This window comes from Cellulophaga sp. 3_MG-2023 (assembly GCF_030546975.1).
GTDB lineage: Bacteria > Bacteroidota > Bacteroidia > Flavobacteriales > Flavobacteriaceae > Cellulophaga.
Map to the genome: position 1 here is coordinate 971,813 of NZ_JAUOPS010000001.1, position 22,886 is coordinate 994,698.

At 31.3% G+C, this 22,886-nt stretch carries 19 protein-coding genes; 7 read left to right on the forward strand and 12 right to left on the reverse strand.

All coding sequences use genetic code 11. The features are described from left to right. Positions 1–19 precede the first annotated feature (19 nt). From Q4487_RS04105 to Q4487_RS04115, 3 genes are read left to right on the forward strand one after another with little or no spacing between them, the layout of a single operon-like run. Positions 20–1,111: a DUF6688 family protein gene (locus Q4487_RS04105; RefSeq protein ID WP_303541516.1), complete on the forward strand. Its 1,092-nt coding sequence runs from the start codon at positions 20–22 to the stop codon at positions 1,109–1,111. Positions 1,112–1,134: 23 nt separating this feature from the next. Further along, entirely contained in the window at positions 1,135–2,400 is a 1,266-nt protein-coding gene (locus Q4487_RS04110; RefSeq protein ID WP_303541514.1) for a hypothetical protein, read from the forward strand. Between the two features lie 21 nt (positions 2,401–2,421). Continuing rightward, positions 2,422–3,054, forward strand: a complete 633-nt coding sequence (locus Q4487_RS04115) for a hypothetical protein (RefSeq protein WP_303541512.1) — start codon at positions 2,422–2,424, stop codon at positions 3,052–3,054. A gap of 76 nt (positions 3,055–3,130) precedes the next feature. Here the strand turns inward: Q4487_RS04115 and Q4487_RS04120 are convergent, their stop codons facing one another. Both Q4487_RS04120 and Q4487_RS04125 read right to left on the reverse strand, forming a co-directional pair. Further along, entirely contained in the window at positions 3,131–3,682 is a 552-nt protein-coding gene (locus tag Q4487_RS04120; protein WP_303541510.1) for a DUF6515 family protein, read from the reverse strand. A gap of 107 nt (positions 3,683–3,789) precedes the next feature. Then, complete coding sequence (locus Q4487_RS04125; RefSeq protein ID WP_303541508.1) at positions 3,790–4,776, reverse strand: hypothetical protein; 987 nt, start codon at positions 4,774–4,776, stop codon at positions 3,790–3,792. Between the two features lie 135 nt (positions 4,777–4,911). Between Q4487_RS04125 and Q4487_RS04130 the strand changes: the two genes are divergently transcribed. Then, positions 4,912–6,681, forward strand: coding sequence for a TrkH family potassium uptake protein (locus Q4487_RS04130; protein WP_303541506.1), 1,770 nt, complete (start codon positions 4,912–4,914; stop codon positions 6,679–6,681). Between the two features lie 6 nt (positions 6,682–6,687). After that, the gene (locus tag Q4487_RS04135; protein ID WP_303541504.1) at positions 6,688–7,368 is read left to right on the forward strand and encodes a TrkA family potassium uptake protein; all 681 of its coding nucleotides are present in this window, start codon (positions 6,688–6,690) and stop codon (positions 7,366–7,368) included. Here the strand turns inward: Q4487_RS04135 and Q4487_RS04140 are convergent, their stop codons facing one another. The 10 genes from Q4487_RS04140 to Q4487_RS04185 all read right to left on the reverse strand — a co-directional run bounded on the left by Q4487_RS04140 (position 7,369) and on the right by Q4487_RS04185 (position 19,727). Further along, positions 7,369–8,250 (reverse strand): DUF6268 family outer membrane beta-barrel protein, encoded by an 882-nt coding sequence (locus Q4487_RS04140; RefSeq protein WP_303541502.1) that lies wholly within the window; start codon positions 8,248–8,250, stop codon positions 7,369–7,371. It abuts the gene before it with no gap. Positions 8,251–8,417: 167 nt separating this feature from the next. Beyond that, positions 8,418–9,050, reverse strand: coding sequence for a Pycsar system effector family protein (locus tag Q4487_RS04145; protein ID WP_303541501.1), 633 nt, complete (start codon positions 9,048–9,050; stop codon positions 8,418–8,420). A 6-nt stretch (positions 9,051–9,056) separates the two neighbouring features. Next, complete coding sequence (locus Q4487_RS04150; protein WP_303541500.1) at positions 9,057–9,710, reverse strand: NAD(P)H-hydrate epimerase; 654 nt, start codon at positions 9,708–9,710, stop codon at positions 9,057–9,059. 1 nt (position 9,711) lies between these two features. Then, positions 9,712–10,446, reverse strand: coding sequence for a hypothetical protein (locus tag Q4487_RS04155; RefSeq protein WP_303541499.1), 735 nt, complete (start codon positions 10,444–10,446; stop codon positions 9,712–9,714). Positions 10,447–10,458: 12 nt separating this feature from the next. Continuing rightward, a complete protein-coding gene (locus tag Q4487_RS04160; RefSeq protein ID WP_303541497.1) occupies positions 10,459–12,072 on the reverse strand; it encodes a glutamate synthase-related protein in 1,614 nt (537 codons plus the stop codon). 249 nt (positions 12,073–12,321) lie between these two features. Next, complete coding sequence (locus Q4487_RS04165) at positions 12,322–12,690, reverse strand: hypothetical protein (RefSeq protein ID WP_303571877.1); 369 nt, start codon at positions 12,688–12,690, stop codon at positions 12,322–12,324. Positions 12,691–12,815: 125 nt separating this feature from the next. Continuing rightward, a complete protein-coding gene (locus tag Q4487_RS04170; RefSeq protein WP_303541493.1) occupies positions 12,816–14,732 on the reverse strand; it encodes an OmpA family protein in 1,917 nt (638 codons plus the stop codon). 10 nt (positions 14,733–14,742) lie between these two features. After that, positions 14,743–15,666: a type IX secretion system membrane protein PorP/SprF gene (locus tag Q4487_RS04175; RefSeq protein WP_303541491.1), complete on the reverse strand. Its 924-nt coding sequence runs from the start codon at positions 15,664–15,666 to the stop codon at positions 14,743–14,745. A gap of 36 nt (positions 15,667–15,702) precedes the next feature. Then, a complete protein-coding gene (locus tag Q4487_RS04180) occupies positions 15,703–18,954 on the reverse strand; it encodes a gliding motility-associated C-terminal domain-containing protein (RefSeq protein ID WP_303541489.1) in 3,252 nt (1,083 codons plus the stop codon). A gap of 287 nt (positions 18,955–19,241) precedes the next feature. Next, a complete protein-coding gene (locus Q4487_RS04185; RefSeq protein WP_100895672.1) occupies positions 19,242–19,727 on the reverse strand; it encodes a CAP domain-containing protein in 486 nt (161 codons plus the stop codon). Between the two features lie 283 nt (positions 19,728–20,010). Between Q4487_RS04185 and Q4487_RS04190 the strand changes: the two genes are divergently transcribed. Further along, entirely contained in the window at positions 20,011–21,516 is a 1,506-nt protein-coding gene (locus Q4487_RS04190; RefSeq protein ID WP_303541486.1) for a S10 family peptidase, read from the forward strand. A gap of 143 nt (positions 21,517–21,659) precedes the next feature. Beyond that, positions 21,660–22,724: a hypothetical protein gene (locus Q4487_RS04195; RefSeq protein ID WP_303541484.1), complete on the forward strand. Its 1,065-nt coding sequence runs from the start codon at positions 21,660–21,662 to the stop codon at positions 22,722–22,724. The last annotated feature ends 162 nt before the right edge of the window (positions 22,725–22,886 follow it).

The following is a 22,886-nucleotide window of genomic DNA, read 5'->3' on the forward strand; positions in this document are numbered from 1 at the left end:
TAATTAAAAAGAAAAGCTAATGTCAATGATTATCCCTTTACTACTTATTTTATTTTTTGTCCTCATATTTTTTACTGTTAAAGCATTAAAAAAGAATAAAAAAGGCATAAGTAATATAGAGGTTACTGTATTTGTTTTGTATTTGCTTTCTTTTCTTTTGTTTGCTCTGGGTATACTTACACATATACACCAGCATACAGAAGCCATAGACCCTATAGACCCAGAATGTTATATACCGTTTGGCGGCAAACACATACTAACGCTTATTGTTTATTTTATTTTATTTAATATCTCTGCTGGTTTTATATGGATTAAAGGCCGTAAACTACCTCCGTTATCGCTTGTATTATTCTTAGTTTTTTTAATAATCGGCATATGTATTAATACTGCTATACTTATACAAATAACACATCATAACTTAGATAGCTTTGGCATTTATGCTGAAAACACAGGTACATTCTTATTTGTATTTACACCTGCTATAAGTTTAATTATTGCCGTAGGACTTCTGTTAAAAATAATTAAAGAAGAAAAAATACAGGCTAAAAACAAAGTATACAAAAATAAGTTTCTTAATAGTTGCAATACCTTTTTAGCTAGTAGATTTAACGAGTCCGTTTGGGCATTACTACTTTTTATTCCTGTTTTTATTATTGTTACAGTAATATTACTATTATTTGGACAAGATGTAAACTCTATTACCAAAGTTTTTACAGAAACTACTACTTGGGCTTTCTCACAAAAAATGCACCCTCCTATTCTAGACCATAAAGGTCATTATTTATGCACTGTAGCTGCTAAAGGAGATCCCAAAATTGTAAAGCCCATTCGTTTAGGTAAAAGACACAAGAATACTATTATTGTAAACAGACAGTTACAAATTGCCAATGCCTTTGAAGAAATGATTACAGATATATCTCCTGGCTTACACTCTTTTATCAGAAGAAATTATGACAAGTATGGCTATAATCTTTCTTTAAAAATCAACTCAAAAATGGGGTCTAACATCACCTATATTTTAATGAAACCCTTAGAGTGGATTTTTTTAATATCATTATACCTACTATGTGTTAATCCAGAAAAAAAGATTAATAATCAGTATAAAATGTAACTGTAAAACTAACCAAAGTACCTATGAAAAACATAATACTAGTAACTCTCTTCTTATTTATAACTATACTCAAGGGTAATGCGCAGAGTATTGAAGAAATTGTTAACGATAAAGCTTCAGCTACTTGTAATTGTATAGAAAAAATTGAGTACATAGATAGTCAAGCAGATTTTGAAATAAAGCTAAAATCTTGTGCAGCGCTTAGTACAAAAGACTCTACAAAGGTAATTAAACAAACTACTTTTAAGGAATACGATAAACTTTTACAATCAAAATTATTTGAAAATTGTAATGCTATAGAAACCAAATTAACAAAACTTAGAGAAAGTTACTTAATTACTAATATGGACTCTTTATATAACACAGAAAAACAATATAAAAACATAGAAGAAGACTTACTTGGTAGTTATGGCTTATCTTTTGGTAATAGATCTCCAGAAGGTAGCCCAACGCTATTTCTTTACCATAATAATAAATATGTAATAGCTTCATTTGGAGAAGTACAAACAGGTACTTGGCGCGTAGTAAAAGAAAAATATTTGCACTTAAACCCTAATAAAGCTAAATATCCATTTAGTGTATATGGTCGTTACAATCCTAGTATTGGAGACTCTACTAAAACTTCTTTTTTGGGTGATAGATTTAGCTATAGAACACTTATTACGTACAGTAAAACTAATGAAAGCCCAGTAAACCTAACTCCTATTTTTAATAAAGATGCCAATTGTTTTGATTTTCCTTATGTGCACAAAACAACTAGTGTACCCCAACAAATATCTTTAGCATTTAATCAATCTTATGAGGCATCTGAAAATCAAAAAATAATACTATATAATTTTAAAAACACTACTAATTTTAATGACTTTATTATTTTTGAATATACAAGAGCAGAAAATAAAATGCCCATTAGAGTATTAATAGATGGCAATAAATTAGTCTTTGGGGAGTATCAAATAACAGAAAAATCTCCTTTGCCAAAACCAGGCTCAGAAAATGACAACTTCATAAAAGAAATGTCTACAATTAACTTTACTCCCAAAACTATATATTACAACTTTGGGTATAAAGAGTTTAAAAGTGAAGAGATAAACTCTAAGAGTTATAAGTATAAGAAAAAGCTAAATAATTATATTTACAAAGGAAAAGTTCCGCCTACTTACGAAGAAGAAACAAGTGACTATCATAACTTTTTACAAGTAAATAAATATGTAATGTTACAAGATGTAACAACACAGCAAAAACAATATAAAATAGATCCAAAATCTATTATTTATACTGTTTGTGATTAAAAATATAGATTTAAAACTACAATGGGATTAACTATTACAAGCGGAATATTAGCAGACTTTATAAAAAATGAACCTGAAGGCTATGAAGCTTACAAAGCTGAATTTGAACAAGTAAACAAATTACTAGAGTTAAATGGGTACAAAATACACTTAGAACCTAATAAATTAGATGTAGAGCCTTTAAACGTTGGTGGTTTTCCGTATTCTTTTCTTCATTATTTAAGACGTTTTTTTGCCTATCATATGAATAATGAAAATTGGACTCCAACTCCTTTTGATGAAAATTTAGATCCTGCAGCAGATGCTATTGTAGAAGAAGAAACATCTATGTTTTATAGTCATCTTTTAGTGCACTCAGACTGTGTTGGTTATTATATTCCTATAGATTTTGAAGATGTAATTTTTGATACAGATGAATATCCTGTTCCCGGTGCAATGATTGGTTCTTCTTATGGTTTATTAACAGATTTAAAAAGCGTTGCAAAAAAGTTAGGTGTAGAATTAAATGAAAATTTAGAAGTACAAAGCAAAGAAACACTCTATAAAACTATTGATAATCAAGGTGATTTTTGGATAGAAAAAATAGTTTGGCTAACACTTTTTGAAGCTGCCAACTACAGCATAAAAAACAAGACAGCTATTGTTTTTAATTAATAAATGATATGTATAAAAAAGCCTCAATATAATTAATATTGAGGCTTTTATTATTTTAAAAAGTTAAACTGAAAAACTATAAATTACCCACAACTTTAAATGCTTTACCATTTGGTGTAATTACAATCTCATACAGTTTACCGTCGTAACTATAGTATTCTTTATTATCTATATAAACAGCGTCTGCCTCATCTGGTAAACTATAAACAATAGCGTCTGTAGGAGCTTCTACCACTTTATAATTACTACCAGATTTTATGTAAAAAGTACCCCCAAAATAATAGTATGGTTTATTTCTAATTACTACTTTTCTATATCCTGTAGGTATTGTTTTTATTTTTAATCCTATTGGTGGCGTAACAGCAACATAACGCCCATTATTATGTCTGTAATAATTACCATTAGCATAGTGGTAATTTACTCCGTTTCTTTTTACCACAACTGTTTTTGCTGGTAACGTACGTACAACTCTTACTTTAGGTTTTGGAGTTTTGTAAACAACCTTAGTTTTAGTTACTGTTGTTTTGGTTACTGCTTTTTTAGATGACCTACGTTGCGCATTAGCAGAAAATGCAATAAAAAATACAACTAAAGCAGCAACAACTATTTTTTTAATTTTAAAATCCATAATCTCTATATTTTAAAGTTAATTACTATTTGGACTCCAAAAAAGAATTATGGTTTAAGTCTTTAAAACATAAAAATTGTTAAAAGGGTTTTTGTAAAACAATATAATTATAATAATTTTTCTTTTTCTATCTCTAAAATTTCTACTCTGGTAAGATGTTCTTTTAGAGGCATAAACGCAATGTGTTGCGCCTGTTTTTTATAAATATTCCAATAAACAACAACATAACCATTTATTGGTGATACATATACTCCTTTTTTAGCCTCTTCTATTTCTATTTTTGTTCTTTTCTCCTCTGTATACTCTACCCAAATAACCCTATTAAAGTCGGACTTGTTTACCAATGTCCCAAAATAATTACTTAGTATTAATTTAGGCTGCGTCTCTTTTAAATACTTATGTATTGCTGCTTTAACATCCTCATTTATCTTATTAAAACTAACTTCGTCTTCATTAAGTTTTATATCTTTTAAAACCCATACACTTTCCTCTTTTTCTATGTAGTGCGTTAAACTAGCATAAGTGTCATTTAAAAACATTAATTTTAGATTAAAACTATGGTAATAACCAAATTTATCTGTGTCTTCTTTACTAAATAAGTCTAAAAAACACTGTTCTTTGTGTGTTATTTCTGTTTCTGAGTATTCTTTATCAAAAGTAAGTATCACTAGATCATAACTCCATTCTAGAGAAACACCCATAGCTAACATTTTATCATCTATTATAGTTTGTGATGCAACTACTTCTTGTTTTTGTATATAAAATTGATGAAAAGACAAACCGTCTGGATACATAGATTTAACATCTTTTTGATCTGCAATTTTGCTCGCATCAAAAGTTAAATGCATTTCTATTTTTGGATTTTCAACTTCATAAATTACAGCTTTAAAACAATTAGGATTCATAGTTGCCGTATTAAAAAACCTGTATAAATCTGTATATTTTAGTGTAGAACCATAATTCGCCTTTAAAAAAGTATTTAAGTTTTTGGCTGCCATTTTCTCTGACAGCATATATTTAGATTTTACTGTGTAAAATAGTATAACAAGCAAAACTAAAAGGCTAATAACAATTTCTTTAAATCCTATATTCATAATAGCAAATATAATGCAACAATTACTCTAGATTCCCCCTATAAATAGTGATAGTATAATTTAGTTTTTTATTAAGACTACTAGATTTTTTAAGTTCTACCTTTGTCATAAATATTTAAAATAAATCTTCTCATTTTGAATTTTTTAAATAATTACAAACAGTATTTTAAACAACTATACCGTATTACTTTTATATGTAGTGTAATTGGTTTGTTCCTTTTTGTTATAGATTTTGGATATAACAAATCTCCTCAACTACAGTACGTTTTTAATACCTATTACTTTATAGTTATCACTTTAGGTATTTTAGCCACACTGTTACGCTATATTAAGCGGCATAAGACCATAAAACGTGGCGTTCTTATTTTTGATAGTGCTACAATACTTATCACCTTAACTATTTTATATGCTCATTTTTTAGGCGAAGAAGCACACAAACATATTTCTTTTTTATATAATGACACTTGGGTTAAGTTTGCCATTATACTAACTTTTATAAGAGAATTTTCTGAGCAAAATGTAAACTACAAACGTACCGTATTTAATCCGGCACAACTTTTTATAATTAGCTTTTTAGGTATTATCTTTATTGGAACATTATTGTTAATGTTACCTAACGCTACCTATACCAGTATCTCTTTTTTAGATGCTCTTTTTACCGCTACAAGTTCGGTTTGTGTTACAGGTTTAATTGTAGTAGATACTGGCAGTTATTTTACCACATTTGGGCAAGCCATAATATTATGCCTTATACAAGCTGGTGGTATTGGTATACTTACAGTTGCTAGTTATTTTAGCTATTTTTTTAAAGGCGGTGCTAGTTATGAAAATCAACTTTCTTTACGCGACATTACTGGTGCAGCTAAGCTAGGCGAAGTATTTTCTACCCTTAAACGTATTTTAGTAATTACATTCTCTATAGAAATTTTAGCAACTTTATTAATTTATAGTAGTGTAGATAAAACGTTATTTAGTTCCTTTTTTGAACGTTGTTTTTTCTCTCTTTTTCATTCTATTTCTGCATTTTGCAACGCAGGTTTTTCTACGTTACCAAATAGTTTATACCAAACAGGATTTAAACACAATTATATGCTTCATAGTATTTTAATTGCTTCTTTTGTTTTAGGTGGATTAGGATTTCCTATAGTCGTAAATTTAATTAAATACTTAAAGTACTTTTTTGTTAGAAAATTATTTTATTTATCAGGAAAAACAGAAACCCACAAACCTTGGGTGTTAAATATTAATAGCCGTATTACACTAGTTACAACCATTTCCTTAACGGTTATTGGTACTATTATTTTTTATATTAATGAATATAACAATACGTTAAAAGAACATAGCGGTATTGGTAAGTTTATAACTGCTTTATTTGGTGCTGCCACCCCTAGAACAGCGGGTTTTAATACGGTAGATATGTCTGCACTAAACTTTTCTACTATAATGCTAATCTTTTTACTAATGTGGATTGGTGCATCACCTTCATCTACCGGCGGTGGTATAAAAACAAATACATTTGCTATTGCTACGCTTAATTTTTTGAGTTTAGCCAAAGGTAAATCTAAAATAGAAATTTTTAGAAGAGAAATTGCAGACATCTCTGTACGTAGAGCTTTTGCTGTTATTTCCTTATCGCTATTAGTTATAGGGTCTGGAATTATACTGGTTTCTATTTTTGATAGTGAAAAAAAACTGCTAGACATTGCTTTTGAGTGCTTCTCTGCTTACAGCACTGTAGGTTTAAGTCTTGGTATTACAGCGCAATTAAGTGCGCCTAGCAAACTTGTTATTATTGGCATTATGTTTATTGGTAGAGTTAGTATGTTAACCTTACTTATTGCTTTGGTTAAAAAAACCAAACATAGAAATTATAAATATCCAACTGAAGAATTGACTATAAATTAAGCTAATATGAAATATATAATTGTGGGCTTAGGAAGTTTTGGGGCTTCAATAGCTATAAAACTAACAGAACAAGGTAACGAGGTTATTGGTATAGATACTAATATGAACCGTGTAGATATGTACAAAGAAAGTATATCTCATTGCATTTGTATGGATGCTACAGATGAGCACACTGTATCTGGATTACCTTTAAAAGATACAGATTTGGTTGTTGTTGCCATTGGCGAAAATAAAGGAGCAAATATTATGGCAACCGCTTTATTTAAAAACTTACAAGTAAAACGATTAATTAGTAGAGCTATAGACGCTTTACATGAAAAAGTTTTACACGCAATTGGTATTGATGAAATTGTACACCCAGAAGAAGAATCTGCAGAAAGATGGGCTAAAAAACTATGTTTAAAAGGTGTTTTAAACTCTTTTGAACTTAATGATGATTTTAGTATTGTTGAAGTAGAATTACCTTTAAAATACGATGGTAAAACCATTAGAGAAATTAATATAAGAAAAAAATATAACTTGCTTGTATTAACAACAATAGCTAATAAAGAGGTAAAAAGTATTGTGGGTAAAACTAAAAATATTACTAAAGTACAAGGTGTTGCTAACCCAGATAATGTACTTAATAAAGATGATATTTTAGTAATTTACGGAAGTAATAAGGACATTAAAAGATTTTTAGACTAACTATCTTCTAATACGTATTCCCGTACCAAAATAAATGGTATTTTTTTTATCTACGGTAGATACCTTGTCGTTGTCTTTATTTCTTAACTCTGCGGTTTCCATAAGTACTCCAGAAAAATTACAAAAAAGTTCTAGGTGATCTTTTATTTTAAACTCGTAGCGTAACCCACCTAAAATAAGAGATACATTTATTTTTTTAGCTAAATCTTCTTCGTTATTAACAGGTAAGCCTTCTTGTATATTGGCTGTAAAACCGTCTAATTCTGTTACCAGTTTTAATCTAGATTTTTTAGAGATATGGTATTGTAAGTTAGACTTAGGAACGCCTAAATTATAAGACCATTTTGGATGAAACTTACGGTAATAACTAATAAAAGGCAAAGGAAATGAAATACCTCTGTTTTGCGAATAAGATACTCCTACTATTAAACGGTAAGGCTTATCAATAGTAGTATCATCTCTTTTATCATTAATAAAAACTACATCACCTGCAAAGACAGCATCTTCAAAGGTAATTTTACTGCCTAAATTAGAGCTAAATCCGGGAGTAAAACGTACACCCAAACGCCAATCGTTTTTTAATTTTTTAATGTATGCTAGGTTAAACTCTAACATCTGAAAATCCTGAATAATGTCTGTATTAAACTTTGCTATTTTAGGGTCAAAAGACATTTCTATATTGCTATAATCTAAACCTAACAAAAGGTAATTGCTATTTTTAAGTTCTATTGGGTAATTAACAGCTGCACGAGCTCTACTGTATCCAAAATTAGAACTACCTCTAGGTAAAACTTTATATTCTACCCTTGCAAAATCTGATATTTGTGCAGACACGGTTACAAAACACAATAACATTACAAACAACAGACTTTTACTCCTCATTTAAATTTATTAAATTACTACTGGGACCTATAAAACCTTGTAAAGTTATTAATAATAAATGATTAAGTATGCTTATGTCTTTAACTGATTACTTGTTACAAACAACATTTTAACAAATTCTATACCAATAACCACAAAAGCTTATAGATAACGTAAATAAAAGAATTTTAAATAAAGTAATTGCCAAACATTAAATGACAAGCAATAAACCCTATAACAGCCAAAATAATACCAATTAAAAAAACGTGAAAAGAGGCTCTTAGCAATTTAAATTTTCTATCAATAGTTTTCCCTAAATGATACGTATCCTTGGCAATAGCTTTATAAAGATCGTCTCCTTTGTACATTAAACTAGTAAGTTCCTCTGTATATTGCTCTTCCTCCATTGTATTAAAGTTACCGTAGAATAATAAATTATTTGTATTCTTATTTCCGTGTGTAAGCTCTGGTCTTGTTGCAAAAACAGCATACCCAATTGAAATAAGATTGGTAAGCAACATAATTGTAGCAGGAAAAATTAAATGCGGGTCTTTATCTAACTGGTTGAGTACAGTACCTAAAGTTATAGAAAGAATAAGTGCATTAATAGAAATGAGAATATTAGATTTTCTATCAATCATTGTGTTTAAAGTGTACTGATTTTTAGACACCAAACGAAACAATGTTTCTGCACCACGTTCAGAACGTGGCTCTACTTTTAAAAGTTTTTTCTTTAGCTCTTTTAGCTTCTCTTTATCAATACCCAATTCTTTTCGTAATTGCTTATCAATTTCTTTCGCTTTTTCTTTATCGTTTATCATATCACTTTATAAAGATATCAGTTGGTTTTCACTAAAATTAGGCATCTTAATATTAAAATGCTCATAAACCGACTTTGGAATTCCTATATCTGCTACAAACACTTCTACACCACTTGGCAATTTTTCTAGTATTGTTTTAGGAGCTGCCAAAGTCATTATTTGGTTTGCTTTAAACCCAAATAGTTCCCCATCTTTAGAAATACCCACAGGAATATCTAAAGAAATTTTAAAGGCTGATGATGCATTTGCTACTTTAATTTTATTAGTAAATACAGCTGATAATGGCAGTCTTTGAGAGAAACCCAAATAGGCATCTACCCAAATATCTGTTTTCTTTGTAATGCCTTCTTTTGCACCAAACAATAACGCTCTTTCTAATTGTGCTTTAGGTAATTCTTTAGTGATAGAAACCGCTAAATCTAAATTAATATTAAAACCCCAAGCAGCAAGTCTACGCGCGGCTACTAATCCGCCACCTCCATTGTTTCCATTACCAACACCTATAGTAATAACTGAGCCTTTTGTTGCTTTTTTAGCCACTAGCCTAGCCAATTGTAAACCTGCATTTTCCATCATTAGAGCAATAGACAAATTGTACTTTTCTACAGCCCAATAATCCATTTCTTTAAAAGCATCCAAAGAAAGACTAGTTACTTGCATGCTATTTTTTATAGGTATTTATGGCTTCAGTAAAAAACTTAACCACTTGTTCTTCATTAATTTTTGTGGTTGGTAACACTGCTCCTTTAAATCCAACGTTTTTCCATTCGCCTAATGAGAGTGAATCAAACTTAGAAGTATCTAGCCCAGCGTGACCTTTGTAGCCACTAATGTAAAAATAATGCTCGTTAACCATACTATCTGGCACAGCCAAGCCAAAACCTACAGCTATATCCTTGGTTAAACTGGCATAAGCTCCAGAATCAAAATGATGCGGCCAAACTCTAATACTAGACTCCAGTTCTGTTTCTTTTAGTGTTTTCTCTATACTAATCTGCGCTAAAGTTCTTAACCCTGCTAATTTTTTTAATTCTGATACTTCTAGTTTATAAGTAAAAGAACCTTCAATTGAATAAGGCAAATCGTAATGAAAATCATAGGTATATTTCTTACCTAAAAATTTATCCGCATAACTAACTAACCATTCCAACACTTGTGTATGTGTTTTATTATCTAATAAAAAAGAATCTTTTGTTTTTTCTGAAATCCATTCTAAGGAAAACGTTTTGTAATTTAAAATAAGTACGTCGCCATTTTCTGATAATGGATGTGTTTCTAACTGCTTTTTTTCAATTGACCAGCCAAGATTTGTATGGCTATCATCATCCTTTTTATTAACAAAACTTATTCCTGCAGCAGCTAAATATTGTGCCGCTAAGTGCATCATTTTTTCCATTTTTTTATCTTTTTAGGCGTTAATACCAGCGTAGTTAATTCCTGTTAGTTTATGCATATCATAATTAAAAGTAGATAAATCATCAAAGTTAAACTTAGAAACATCATCGTGACCACATGCTCTTGCTACTACTTTTATTAAATTGTTTGTTGCATCAAAATAATTGTGTAATTGCTTTGCAGAGGAGTCAATAATTAATCTACTACGTAACGATTCTTTTTGAGTGGCAATACCAACTGGACAGTTATTACTGCCACAAGCACGCATTCCTAAACAGCCAATAGCCTGTAAAGCAGAATTAGATACTGCAATGGCATCTGCGCCTAACATCATAGCTTTTGCAAAATCTTCTGCAATACGTAAACCTCCTGTTATCACTAAGGTTACATCTGTAGCGCCTACTTTATTTAAATATTTACGGGCTCTTGCCAAAGCCGGAATTGTTGGGATGTTTATGTTATCTCTTAAAATAGTTGGAGCAGAGCCAGTCCCTCCTCCTCTACCATCTAAAATAATATAGTCTACGCCTACATCTAGTGCAAACTGTATGTCTTTTTCTATATGACTTGCTGCAATTTTAAACCCTATTGGAATACCGCCAGTACGTTCTCTTACCTGCGCTGCAAAAGCTTTAAAATCTTCAACTCCGTGAAAATCTGGAAAAGTAGCAGGTGATATTGCTGTTTCACCCTCTTTTAAACCTCTAACCTCTGCAATTTCTTTACTTACCTTAGAACCAGGTAAATGCCCGCCAGTTCCTGTTTTAGCTCCTTGTCCGCCTTTAAAATGAAACGCCTGCACGTTGTCTAACTTATCCCAAGAAAAGCCAAATTTTGCTGATGCTAACTCATAAAAATACTTGCTATTGCTTTCTTGCTCCTGGGGTAACATACCTCCCTCACCAGAACAAATACCTGTACCAGCCAATTCTGCTCCTTTAGATAGTGCTATTTTTGCTTCTCTAGATAATGCTCCAAAGCTCATATCACTAACAAATAAAGGAATATCTAAATGCAAGGGCTTTTTAGCTTTAGGTCCAATAATCACTTTAGTTACTACATTATCTTCATCTAACAGCGGTCTACTTGCTAATTGCGCTGGTAAAAATTGAATATCACTCCATTTTGGTAACGTATTTCTATCTACCCCCATAGAGTCCGAAAACCCGTGGTGCCCTAAATTCTTTAATCCGTTGGTAGCTAATTCCTTAATGTAACCAGTGTATGGCTCTGTCTCTTCTGGGTGCGTATCTGCATAAGCTCCTAAATATGCATCTCTATTAAATGGTTGTGGACTATCTACCAAATAAGCATCTATCTCTGCCTCATCTACAAAAAGGCTATCTCCATCAATTTTTGTGGTAAACTTATGTAGTACCTCAGCATTATTATACTCGGACACTCCTGTATCAACTCTATAATCCCAACCATGAACACCACAAATAAGATTATGACCGTCTACGTGACCATCTGACATTAAAGCTCCTCTGTGCAGACATCTGCCGTACAATACAGAAATATCGTCATCAAATTTTACTATTACTAAATCCAAACCATTTACTAAGGCGTGTTCTGGTTTTTTATTTTCTAAAGAGCTTACTTGGGCAATTGCAATTGGTTTTTTCATAGAATATGTGGTTCTGGCTGTTATTAGTGGTTTTTTTCTATTGCTCAAATTACAAAAAGAATATAATATTGGACGAATAAATGATAGAAGCCTTTCAATACTAAAAAAACAAATCTTACATAAATAACAAAAGCACCGCTTTTGCGATGCTTTTAGTATAAAGTAACCTTTAAAATAACTCCTTATTTAACTATTAAAAACCAATTTAATTTTAATCTCAATTGTAATTTTACAACATCACTATTAAAATTACTTTTTTAATAACTCTTTCTGTTCTAATGCCTTATTATAATCTGCCTTAATTGTAGGGTGACTATTAAAAAATCTTTTACCGTTTTTACGCTTTAACGTAACCTCAACATTACCATCTGAGTTTGTATTAACAGCTGTAACTACAACAGTTAGTTTTTTTAAACTCTTATAATTTGCTAGACCACCACGTTTAATAATAAAGTTTTTTCTTGGCAAAATTAAATGTTGATAAGTAGATGAAGAAGCCTCCCCTATTTTAAGCTCTGTACCTACTTTAACTTCAGTTAAACTTGGTTCTGTATTTGCCTTACTAGCAATTGTTAAACATAAAAATACCACTACTAACATTATTTTTCTCATATTCATAAAATTTTACTTTAAAAATAACGAAATGATATAAATTAGACTAGTATTTTAAACATATTTTAACAAAAACAAAAGCACCTTTTTAGGGTGCTTTGTGTTCAAGATTTGAGGGGAACAGTCGTATTTTACTTAGAAACAATTATAAAATCAGATCTTCTGTTTATTAAATGCTCTTGCTCTGTACATTTAACACCATTGCTACATTTATTTTTAAGCTTTATTTCACCAAAACCATTGGCACTTTCTATGCGGTCTATGTCTACACCTTTAGATATTAAGTATCTTCTAGTAGATTTTGCTCTGTTGTCCGACAACTCTAAGTTATAAGCATCTTTACCCCTAGAGTCTGTATGCGATTCTATTTTTATTTTAGTCTTTGGAAACTCGTTTAAAACAAAAAGTACTTTTTGTAGTTCTATTTCTGCTCTTGGCGTAATATCGTATTTATCATAATCAAAATAAATAGGTTCTACGTTAATTTTTTCTACATTATCCTCTTTCACAATTAAGCTCTCATAAGGTGTTAAATAAACTTTGTTGTTTATTGATGGTTCTTCTGGGTTTTCTTGTGTTGCTATGGTAATTGTCTTTTTTGAAAACTTATCCTTAGCAAATACAATTTTACTTGTTTGGTTACAAGGCAAAACAAAATTATAATATCCATTTACATCTGTTTTACTATTTTGTATTAGCGTGTCATCTTCATCATAAATAGCAACCGATACTCGCTCTAATGGCTGTTTGGTTAGCTTATTATATACATTACCAGAGTACTCTAAACAGTTTACAGGTTTTGCACCTTCAAAATGATAAATATCATCATCTCCCATACCACCATAACGGTTAGATGCTATATAGCCACTGTTTGAAGCCATTTCTCTAATAAAAGAAAAATCGTCCATATTACTGTTTATAGGTTTCCCCATATTTAATGGTAATGAGTACTCACTATTGGGTAGTATTTTAGATGCAAAAATATCTAAGCCACCTAGTCCATAATGTCCGTCTGATGAAAAATACAACTCGTCCTTATCTACAAAAGGAAACATTTCTCTACCTCTTGTATTTATAGTTGGTCCTAAATTTACAGGTTTCCCTACCACATCTCCAGATGCAGATAGCTCTACAACATAAATGTCACTAGAACCATAACCGCCATCCATATTAGATGTAAAATACAAGTGCTGCCCATCTGCACTTAATGCTGGGTGACCACAAGAATAGTTTTTACTGTTAAAGCTTAAAGACATAACGTTTACCAACTTATTATCTGCAATAGTTCCTTTTAATATTTGCATATTAGACAAACCGTCTGCATTGGCATTAAGTTTATTTTTTTTAATAAAATTACGCGTAAAATATACTGTTCTTCCATTATTAGAAATTGCTATGGTTGCGTCATGAAAACTAGACTCCATATTTTCTAAAAACTTTTCTGGCACAAAGTCTTCTTGTTTTGGGTTTGTAAAATACAAATCTAAATACGGTTGTTTGTTCCAAGGGTATAGTTTGTTAGACTTAGCAGTGTCTCTTGCAGATGCAAATACCAATCCTCTTGAGTACATAGCAGGTGCAAAATCTGACTTTGAGCTATTAAAAGGCATATTTTTAATAGTGTATTTTGGTTTTGTCTTAGAAATACTATCTAAATACGCCTTTTGTAATAAAATCATTTTTAGTTTGGTAGGATTGGTATAATACTCTTTTAAAAGCTCATCTGCCCTATCTACATCCATACTAGCTTTTAAACTTTGCACCAATTTTATAAGGTTGCTTTCTCCTACTTCTTTTCCTTTTATGCTATATAACTTACTATACCAATCTTTTGCATTTTGGTAATCGTTTATATTAAAATAACTATCTGCTAAACGTTGTATAACGTGTAATGATGGTTTTCTTTTTTCTGATGCTGCGCTCGAATATAATTTTATAGCTTCACTAAACTTAAAATCTTCAAAATAAACATCTGCTCTTTCCTCTTTACTTTGTGCTACAGATAATGAAGCAAAAAGTATACTTAAAATGAATAAACTTTTTTTCATATCTATATTTTTAAAAGAATCTTGGTGATAATGCTCTCTTTTTAGAGTTGAAAACACTGTACTTTAAAATAACTTCATGAGATCCATTATTATAATCTCCTAAATCTGTTAACGTATAGTCATACGCATAACCAACAAATAGTTCTTTGGTTATATTAAAACCTGCTAATGCACTAACGGCATCGTCATAACGGTAAGCAGCTCCTAAACTAAATTTTTCATTTAGTAAAAAGTTACCAGAAACATCTACAGTAATTGGAGCTCCAGATACGTGCTTTGTTAAAATAGTTGGTTTAAATTTTAAGTTTCTAGATAAATCGAACACATAACCACCCATTACATAATATTGACTTTTACGGTCTGTAACAACCTCATCATTATCTTTTAAAATAGATGAATTAAAAAGGTTTTGCGTAGATACACCTGCGTACCATTTTGTGCCGTACATAAATGCACCTACACCTAAAACAGGACGTACATCTTTATTGTTTTCATTAAAAACAGGATCCATATTATCTTCATAAGATCCTTTAGACCAATCTATGTTTAAAATATCTACGCCTGCATTTATACCTAAAGATAGTTTTGTAACATAGCCTAGAGGCAGTTCATAAGCAAAATTACCGTTTACAGTAATGTTGTTAGATGCTCCTAGCTTATCATTAATAGCACTTAATCCTAAACCAACTTTTTCTCCAAATTTACCTTGTATAGAAAAAGACTGGTTGTTTGGTGCCCCTTCTAAACCTACCCATTGAGAGCGGTGTAAAATGGTTGCTTCTAATTTGCCACTTGTTCCTGTATAACCAGAGTTAAGTGCCATAGTGTTGTGCATATATTGTGTGTACTGCGGTGCTTGCTGCGCATTTGCAACACTTAATCCAAACAGACTAAGTAATAGCAGTGTATATTTTATATTTTTGGTTAACTTCATTTTGATACTAATTTGGGGTTGTTGTGTAGGTTAATTTTATCTTGCTATTTGCAGCCAGCCCTTAAGCGTTCTGTTTAACTCCGGAATAGCAATAATGTAATAGTAAGTACCAGATGGTAAATGGTCTCCTTTGCTTAAAACACCATTTACATTGGCAACACCGTTCCAGTCGTTTCTGTAATTAACAGCTTCAAAAACTTGGTTACCGTTTCTGTTAAAGATTTGTACTGTATTAGACGCATAGTCTTCAATACATTTTACTTTAAAAAAATCGTTATAACCATCATTGTTTGGTGAAAACTCATTGTAAACAAATAAGCAAAATTCTTCACCTAAAACCTCTCCACAAGAAATGACTCCTACTTCTAACGTTTCTTGTTCAGATGTACATCCTGTAGCACCATCATAAGTAACTGTAATTTCTGTATTTGATAAATCTTCCCAAGTAACAGTTACAAAGCTATCTGTACTTGTACCACCTTCTATTATTGTACCTCCAGTAACTGTCCAAACATAATTTTGCTTGCCTGTTTCTGTAGTATACATATAGGAATCTTCTAAACAAGCTTCTTCAAAAATACCTGTAATTGTAGCTTGTTCTGCTTCTTCTATTGTAATAGTTATTGCTAACCTATCATCACTCTCACATCCAGATGTTAAGTTTGCTACATAGTATGTTGTACCATCTTCCAAAACTGTATCAGAAGCTAGCATTGTACCTCCTGTTTCTGCATCATAATAAACAACAGCCGTTTCGTTTATCTGTATATCTGCCAAGGTAGCATTACTTGTACTACAAAATTCTTGTGCAGTGTTACTTGTTGTTGGTGCTGGTTGTGTAAAGGTTACTGTAATAGCTAATCTTGTACTACTTTCACAACCATTTTCTGTATTAGCAACATAATATGTTGTACCATCTACTAAAGCTGTAGAAGGATCTAACATTGTACCTCCTGTTTCTGCGTCATAAAAAACAACACTAGTTTCATTAACTTGTAAGTCTCCAACTACCGGATTGTTTGCTTCGCAGAAAACTTGCGTAGTGCTTATAGTAGTTGGCGCTGGTGTATCTAATATTGTTACTGTAATTTGTATACGCGGTAATACAGATAAAGGAACATTTAAAAGTCCTACATAGTAAGTACCACCATCTGTTAATACTGTATTAGCATCTACCGTTGCACTGCCTAAAAGGCTATCAAAAAACACAACATTATTACCATTTACATCTAAATCTAGTAACGTTGCATTATCAGAAGCGCAAAAAACCTGATTTAAATTATCTAGTATAAAGTCTGGAATTGTAACTATAACATCATCTGTAATACTACAAAGACCTCCTGATATAAAAACTTCTAATAAATTATCTATATCTGATAAAAGATCTGTACCATCTACTGCAATATTAAATTCTAAGTTAGCGTCTAATATGCCTGTGTAAGTTGTACCGTTTAGCGCAACAGTAATTTCATCACCAGCATTAACATCTCCTGTTACAGAACCTGTAATGTTTGTTGCTGGGTTTACCTGGAAAATATTAATTAAGTTAGCTAAGCTAATATCTGTATCTAAAGTAACATCTACTGCTGTACTTGCAGAATCTACTATAGTTACTTCTACAGGTTTTAAATCGCCATCTGCATTTTTACAACCAGCAAGGTTTTCTGTACTACCTACATAAAAAGTATAGGGACTATTAACATCTGTTAAACCAGTAATAGATAATACTCCATTTTCATCTATATTGTATGTTGCACCGTTTAAAACCATACCATCTGTAATTGGCATTGTTTCTGCGCTGTCTAAAAACCAATTGTATGTTGCATCTATAGCACTAGAAGGTACTAATACAACTGTACTTTGTGAACATATAGGGTTTTCATTACCAATTACGGTAATATCTGCAGCTGTAGGTGTTGCTATTACATTAACAGGAACCTCTACTCTAGCAGATTCTTCTGGACAACCAATATGAGCAGATGCTACATAGTAGGTTGTACTACTATTTAAAGCAGGAGTAGTAAACGTATCTCCAGAATTTACAGTTGCTAGTAAATTACCACCTGTTTCTGCATCATACCAACGTAATTCTACTGTTGCACCTTGTACCGTAGCTACTAGGTCTGCTGTAGAACCACTACATATATTTATATCTGTAGTAGATGTAGATAAAATTGGTTGCTCTGGAGCTCTATAAATATCATAAATACGTATTTGCTGACCAACAGCTACGTTTAATAACGAAGACAAACTAACGGTAATCCTATTAACAGATTCTCCTGGCTTAAACGCTAATACTGTACTATTTCCATTCTGTAATAACCCTAGTAAGTCTAAAGACAATAAGCTTGATGCATCTGAAGTATAAACTTGCTCTGTACCATTACTTGCACTAATACTTACATTGTTTAATAAGCCTAAATTAACAAGAGAAGGGTCTACAGCTAAACGTATATATATAACATCGTCTTGGTCTGAACCCGAATCAAAATAAATAGTTTGCTGTATGCTTGCTGCAACATCTAAAACTCCTAATCCTAATTCTGAGTAGGTTGATGCATCGCCATCTAAAGCAAAGTTAGGATTTGCAACACCTGCACCTCCTAAATTTAATAGGTCTAAAGATATTCCGCTACCACTAAAAGAAGTATAACTTGGTAAGCCGCAACCAGCTGTTCCTGTAGTATAGTAAGACTCATAAACACCTAATTGCCTAGTGTTGTTTAACCCTATTAAAGATCCCATAGAATTGTCAATACGTATTCTATTGTATTCCTGGTCTGGTGTAACTGCTAAAAAATAGTTATTGTCTTTGTCTGCAACCACACGAACATCTTCTGTAGAAAAGCCATTAGTTGCATTAGAAAATTTTTCTAATACAGTAACTGCATTATTTTGTGCTTTTACAGCAAACTCCTGGTTACCTAAAAGTAAAACTCCTGTAATGTCTGATAGCAGGCCTCCTAAACTACCACCCAATAGACTAGACAGTATATCGTCTTGAGTTTCTATTTTAGTGTAACTTGTAGTATTTGCAGGTAAATTTGTAGGGTACTGCAACTCTAAATGTCCTGTGTAAGCACCTATACCTACAAGTATTCCGGAGCTAGCATTTATGTCTGCTTTAGTTAATAAATTACCGTCTACTGCATTATTAGCATTGTCTACCCTATCTTGTATAGGAACTGTTGTAGCGTAATTTTTTGTTTGTGATTTTAAATTTGTGGTAAGCGCGAGTAAGACTCCCACAAAAATGATTCTAATTTTCTGGGGTAAAATTATTTTCATTTAAGCTAGATTTTGGTTAAGAACTAATTTGGTATGGTTATAACGTAACCTAGCTCATAAGTATTCTCCACTTATTGTGTTTACTCGATGAAATACACCCCATTTCGATGAAATACACAAAATTTTAAGAAATTGAAGATTATGCAAACGTTTGCAGTAATTTTTAAAAATAACTCAATCTTTTAAAAATTAACTATTTATAAAATATGTAACAAAAAAAACACTTTTAAAACAATTTACATTGTCTTAAAAGTGCAGCAATAAAATAGATTTTAACCTAAAAAATCCTATTTAAAATATAATTGTGTAAAGTATAATTTTCCGTTTTCATCAGCTTTAATATTTATAGCTGTATATGTAAAATCACCTTCCATTACTTTTTTGTGAGTTGGACTATTAATCCAAGCTTTTACAACACCGTTTGCTGTTCTAAAATCTTTAGCTAAGTTTTCTGATACAAAATCTGCTTTTGCCTCTACAGCTAAATTAGATGCACGTAAATCAAAATTATCGTGGCTAATTTTTCCTGCATCAATCATATAATCATTGTGCTGTGCTGCATAACCGTATGCTACTTTACCATATTCTAAAGTATTTAAACCCTTAGAAACTCTGTACTCGTTTACCAACGCTATTACTTCTTTCTCTAATTCACTAGAAGTATCTACTTGTGCGTAAATAGCATCTTCTTGCTCAACGCTCTCTGTAGTACAAGAAGTCATTGTTATAAATAAAGCTAAAAGTCCTATTGGTAAAAATTTAAATTTTGACATGGTAAAAAACATTTGTAGGTTAAATCTGAGACAAAGTTACCACGCCTTTAAAGCCTTTTTTAAAATTATCAAATGAACGCACTATTTTAAACGGTGAACTGCAGAATTGTGTCCTTAAAGCATCTATAAAAAAAATCGTCAAAATTTTTCATCCCTAAAAATATGCAGATTATCTAGGGTTAGCCACTTTTTAATTAATAGTAAAAAAGTTAAAAGGAGAATACATTTTTATTCTCTACAGTAATTATATACTTTTAGATCTGAACTCAACTACAACTCAAAAATGAAAAAATTAGCGTTTTTAAAAGTCGTTACCGTTTTAGCGGTATTTAGTTTTACTACACAAACAAAAGCTCAAGATTTAAAAATTGCTGTAGATACTACAGTAGTAACAAACCACACTGCTACTATTAACAGCACTAAACTTACCTACTCTGCCACTACTGGTACGCAACCCGTTTGGGATAAACAAGATAATGTGGTTGCTACGTTATTTTATACCTATTATAAAAGGACCAATGTTAATAAAGGAGAAGAACGCCCATTGGTTGTATCTTTTAATGGTGGTCCTGGCTCGGCATCTGTCTGGATGCACATTGCATATACTGGACCTAAAATTTTAAATATTGATGACGAGGGTTACCCTGTACAACCGTATGGTATTAAAGATAATCCGTATTCTATTTTAGACGTAGCAGATATTGTTTACGTAAATCCTGTAAATACGGGTTACTCTAGAATGGTAGCACAAAAAGACGGAAAAATGCCAGACCGCAAACAGTTTTTTGGTATTAATGCAGATATTAAATACTTGGCAGCCTGGGTAAATACTTTTGTTACACGTAACAACAGGTGGCAATCTCCTAAATATATTATTGGTGAGAGTTATGGTGGTACGCGTGTATCTGGTTTAGCCTTAGAACTACAAGAGTCACAATGGATGTATTTAAATGGTGTTATTATGGTATCACCAGCAGATTATAAAATATACAACGCAGACGGACCTTTATCTTCTGGTATAAACTTACCTTATTTTACTGCTGCTGCTTGGCACCATAAAATGTTACCTGCGGCTTTACAACAAAAAGACTTGTTAGAGGTATTACCAGAAGTAGAAGAATATACCATAGACAAGCTTATGCCTGCCATTGCTAGAGGTGGTTTTATAACAGATGCCGAGAAGCAAGAAGTTGCAGAAAAAATGGCGTACTACTCTGGTATGTCTAAAAAAGCAATTTTAGACCATAACTTAATGGTGCCTACATCTTTCTTTTGGAAAGATTTACTACGCAATAAAAGCGGACATACAATTGGGCGTTTAGACTCTAGGTATTTAGGTATAGACAAAATGGCTGCTGGCACAAAGCCCGACTATAATGCAGAGCTAACCTCTTGGTTACACTCTTTTACACCTGCAATTAACTTTTACCTTAGAGAGCACTTAAACTTTAAAACAGATCTTAAATACAATATGTTTGGTAGTGTACACCCTTGGGACAATAGCAATAATAATGTTAGAGAAGGTTTACGTAAAGCAATGGCAGAAAACCCATACCTAAAAGTATTGTACCAAACAGGGTATTATGATGGTGCCACAACCTACTTTACCTCTAAATATAGTATGTGGCAAACAGACCCAAGCGGAAAACTAAAAGACAGGTTTACTTTTAAAGGCTACAGAAGCGGACATATGATGTACTTGCGTAAAGAAGATTTACAATCTGCTAACCAAGACATAAGAGCATTTATTAAAAATAGTGCTGCTAATGGTAAGGCTGCCAAGTACTAGAGTTTTGTAGTGATATTAAATAATTTTAGTTTGTGTAACGGCACAAGCAAGATGCTTGCGCTAGCGGGGGATTATCCAGAAGAAATATCACAAGTAATTATTGAAGCTTTAAACTATATCAATAATTTTAATTTAATTTTTAAATGAAAATTTTCACTGAAATAAAACAATTTGAACTACTAGATGATAGTAAATTGATTACTTTAGAAGAGAACAATGAACTTATAATCAGCAATAATGGTAAAAAACACAAGATTTTAAGTGTTAAATCTTTTGCCTGTATCAAAAACTATTTAATTTATATTGATTGGAATAAAAAAAACACGATTTTATATAATTTAATCAGTAATTCGATAATAGAACTAGATACTTTAATTAGTTTTCAAAATATTACCAGTGTTATAAATGATTACTATATCATTGGAGTTAGTCGGGAGAATGGGATGAAATTTAATATTAAATTAAATTTAAAAAATTTTAAAACTTCAGATAAATACCCTATAAATTATGGCTTAAACGGAATTTGGAAAATTTTAGAAAATAATACATTTCTTTCTAAAAATGACACAGATATAAACTGTTATTATTTAGATACAGAAAAAGAAGTGTGGAGTTTTAACTTTCTACAGTATACTAAACAAATTAACAATCACTTAATTTCTAACGAGTTATTAGTAATAAATAATTTGTTGTTTTTATCTTTTGCAAATAGCAGTTTAAACGCCACAGGAAGTATTGTTATAAACACAAATACTGGCAAAGTACACAAAGAAATACCTAGCCTTAAAGGCTTTTTATATAATAACAATAACAAAAAAGTTATTGCTACTTCTGGCATTTTTAATAACATACAAACGTTAAGTATTTTTAATCTAGATACAGAGGAGTGCAAAACAACAACGCTAAACACTATTTTTCCTGCTAATAATTGGAGTATTAAACACCAATCTAGTGTTGTTCTCAATAATAAATTATACTTAGCTATACAGCAAGGAGAAACATTAATAGCCAGTATATTGGCTGTCTTAGACCTTAAAACAAATAAGATTATAGATTATTATGAACTCTTAAAAGATCCCAAAAAAATATCTAATGAAGATAACTGGTATCATATAGATAAAATTAAGGTAAATGATAGTATGATTGCTGTGTTAACAGCAAGTGGAACTCTTCATATTTTTGAGAAAGAAGAAACTGATTTAATTTAGTTAGATGCATTCAACGGCACAATCAAGATGCTTGCGCTAGCGGGGGAAAGCCTACATACACACTTTGCTGTCCTATTAGGAATTTGTTCGAATTCTATATAAATTTGAAAAAAACACATATGGTAAATGTATATTAATAAAATATCACTAATTTTTATTGGA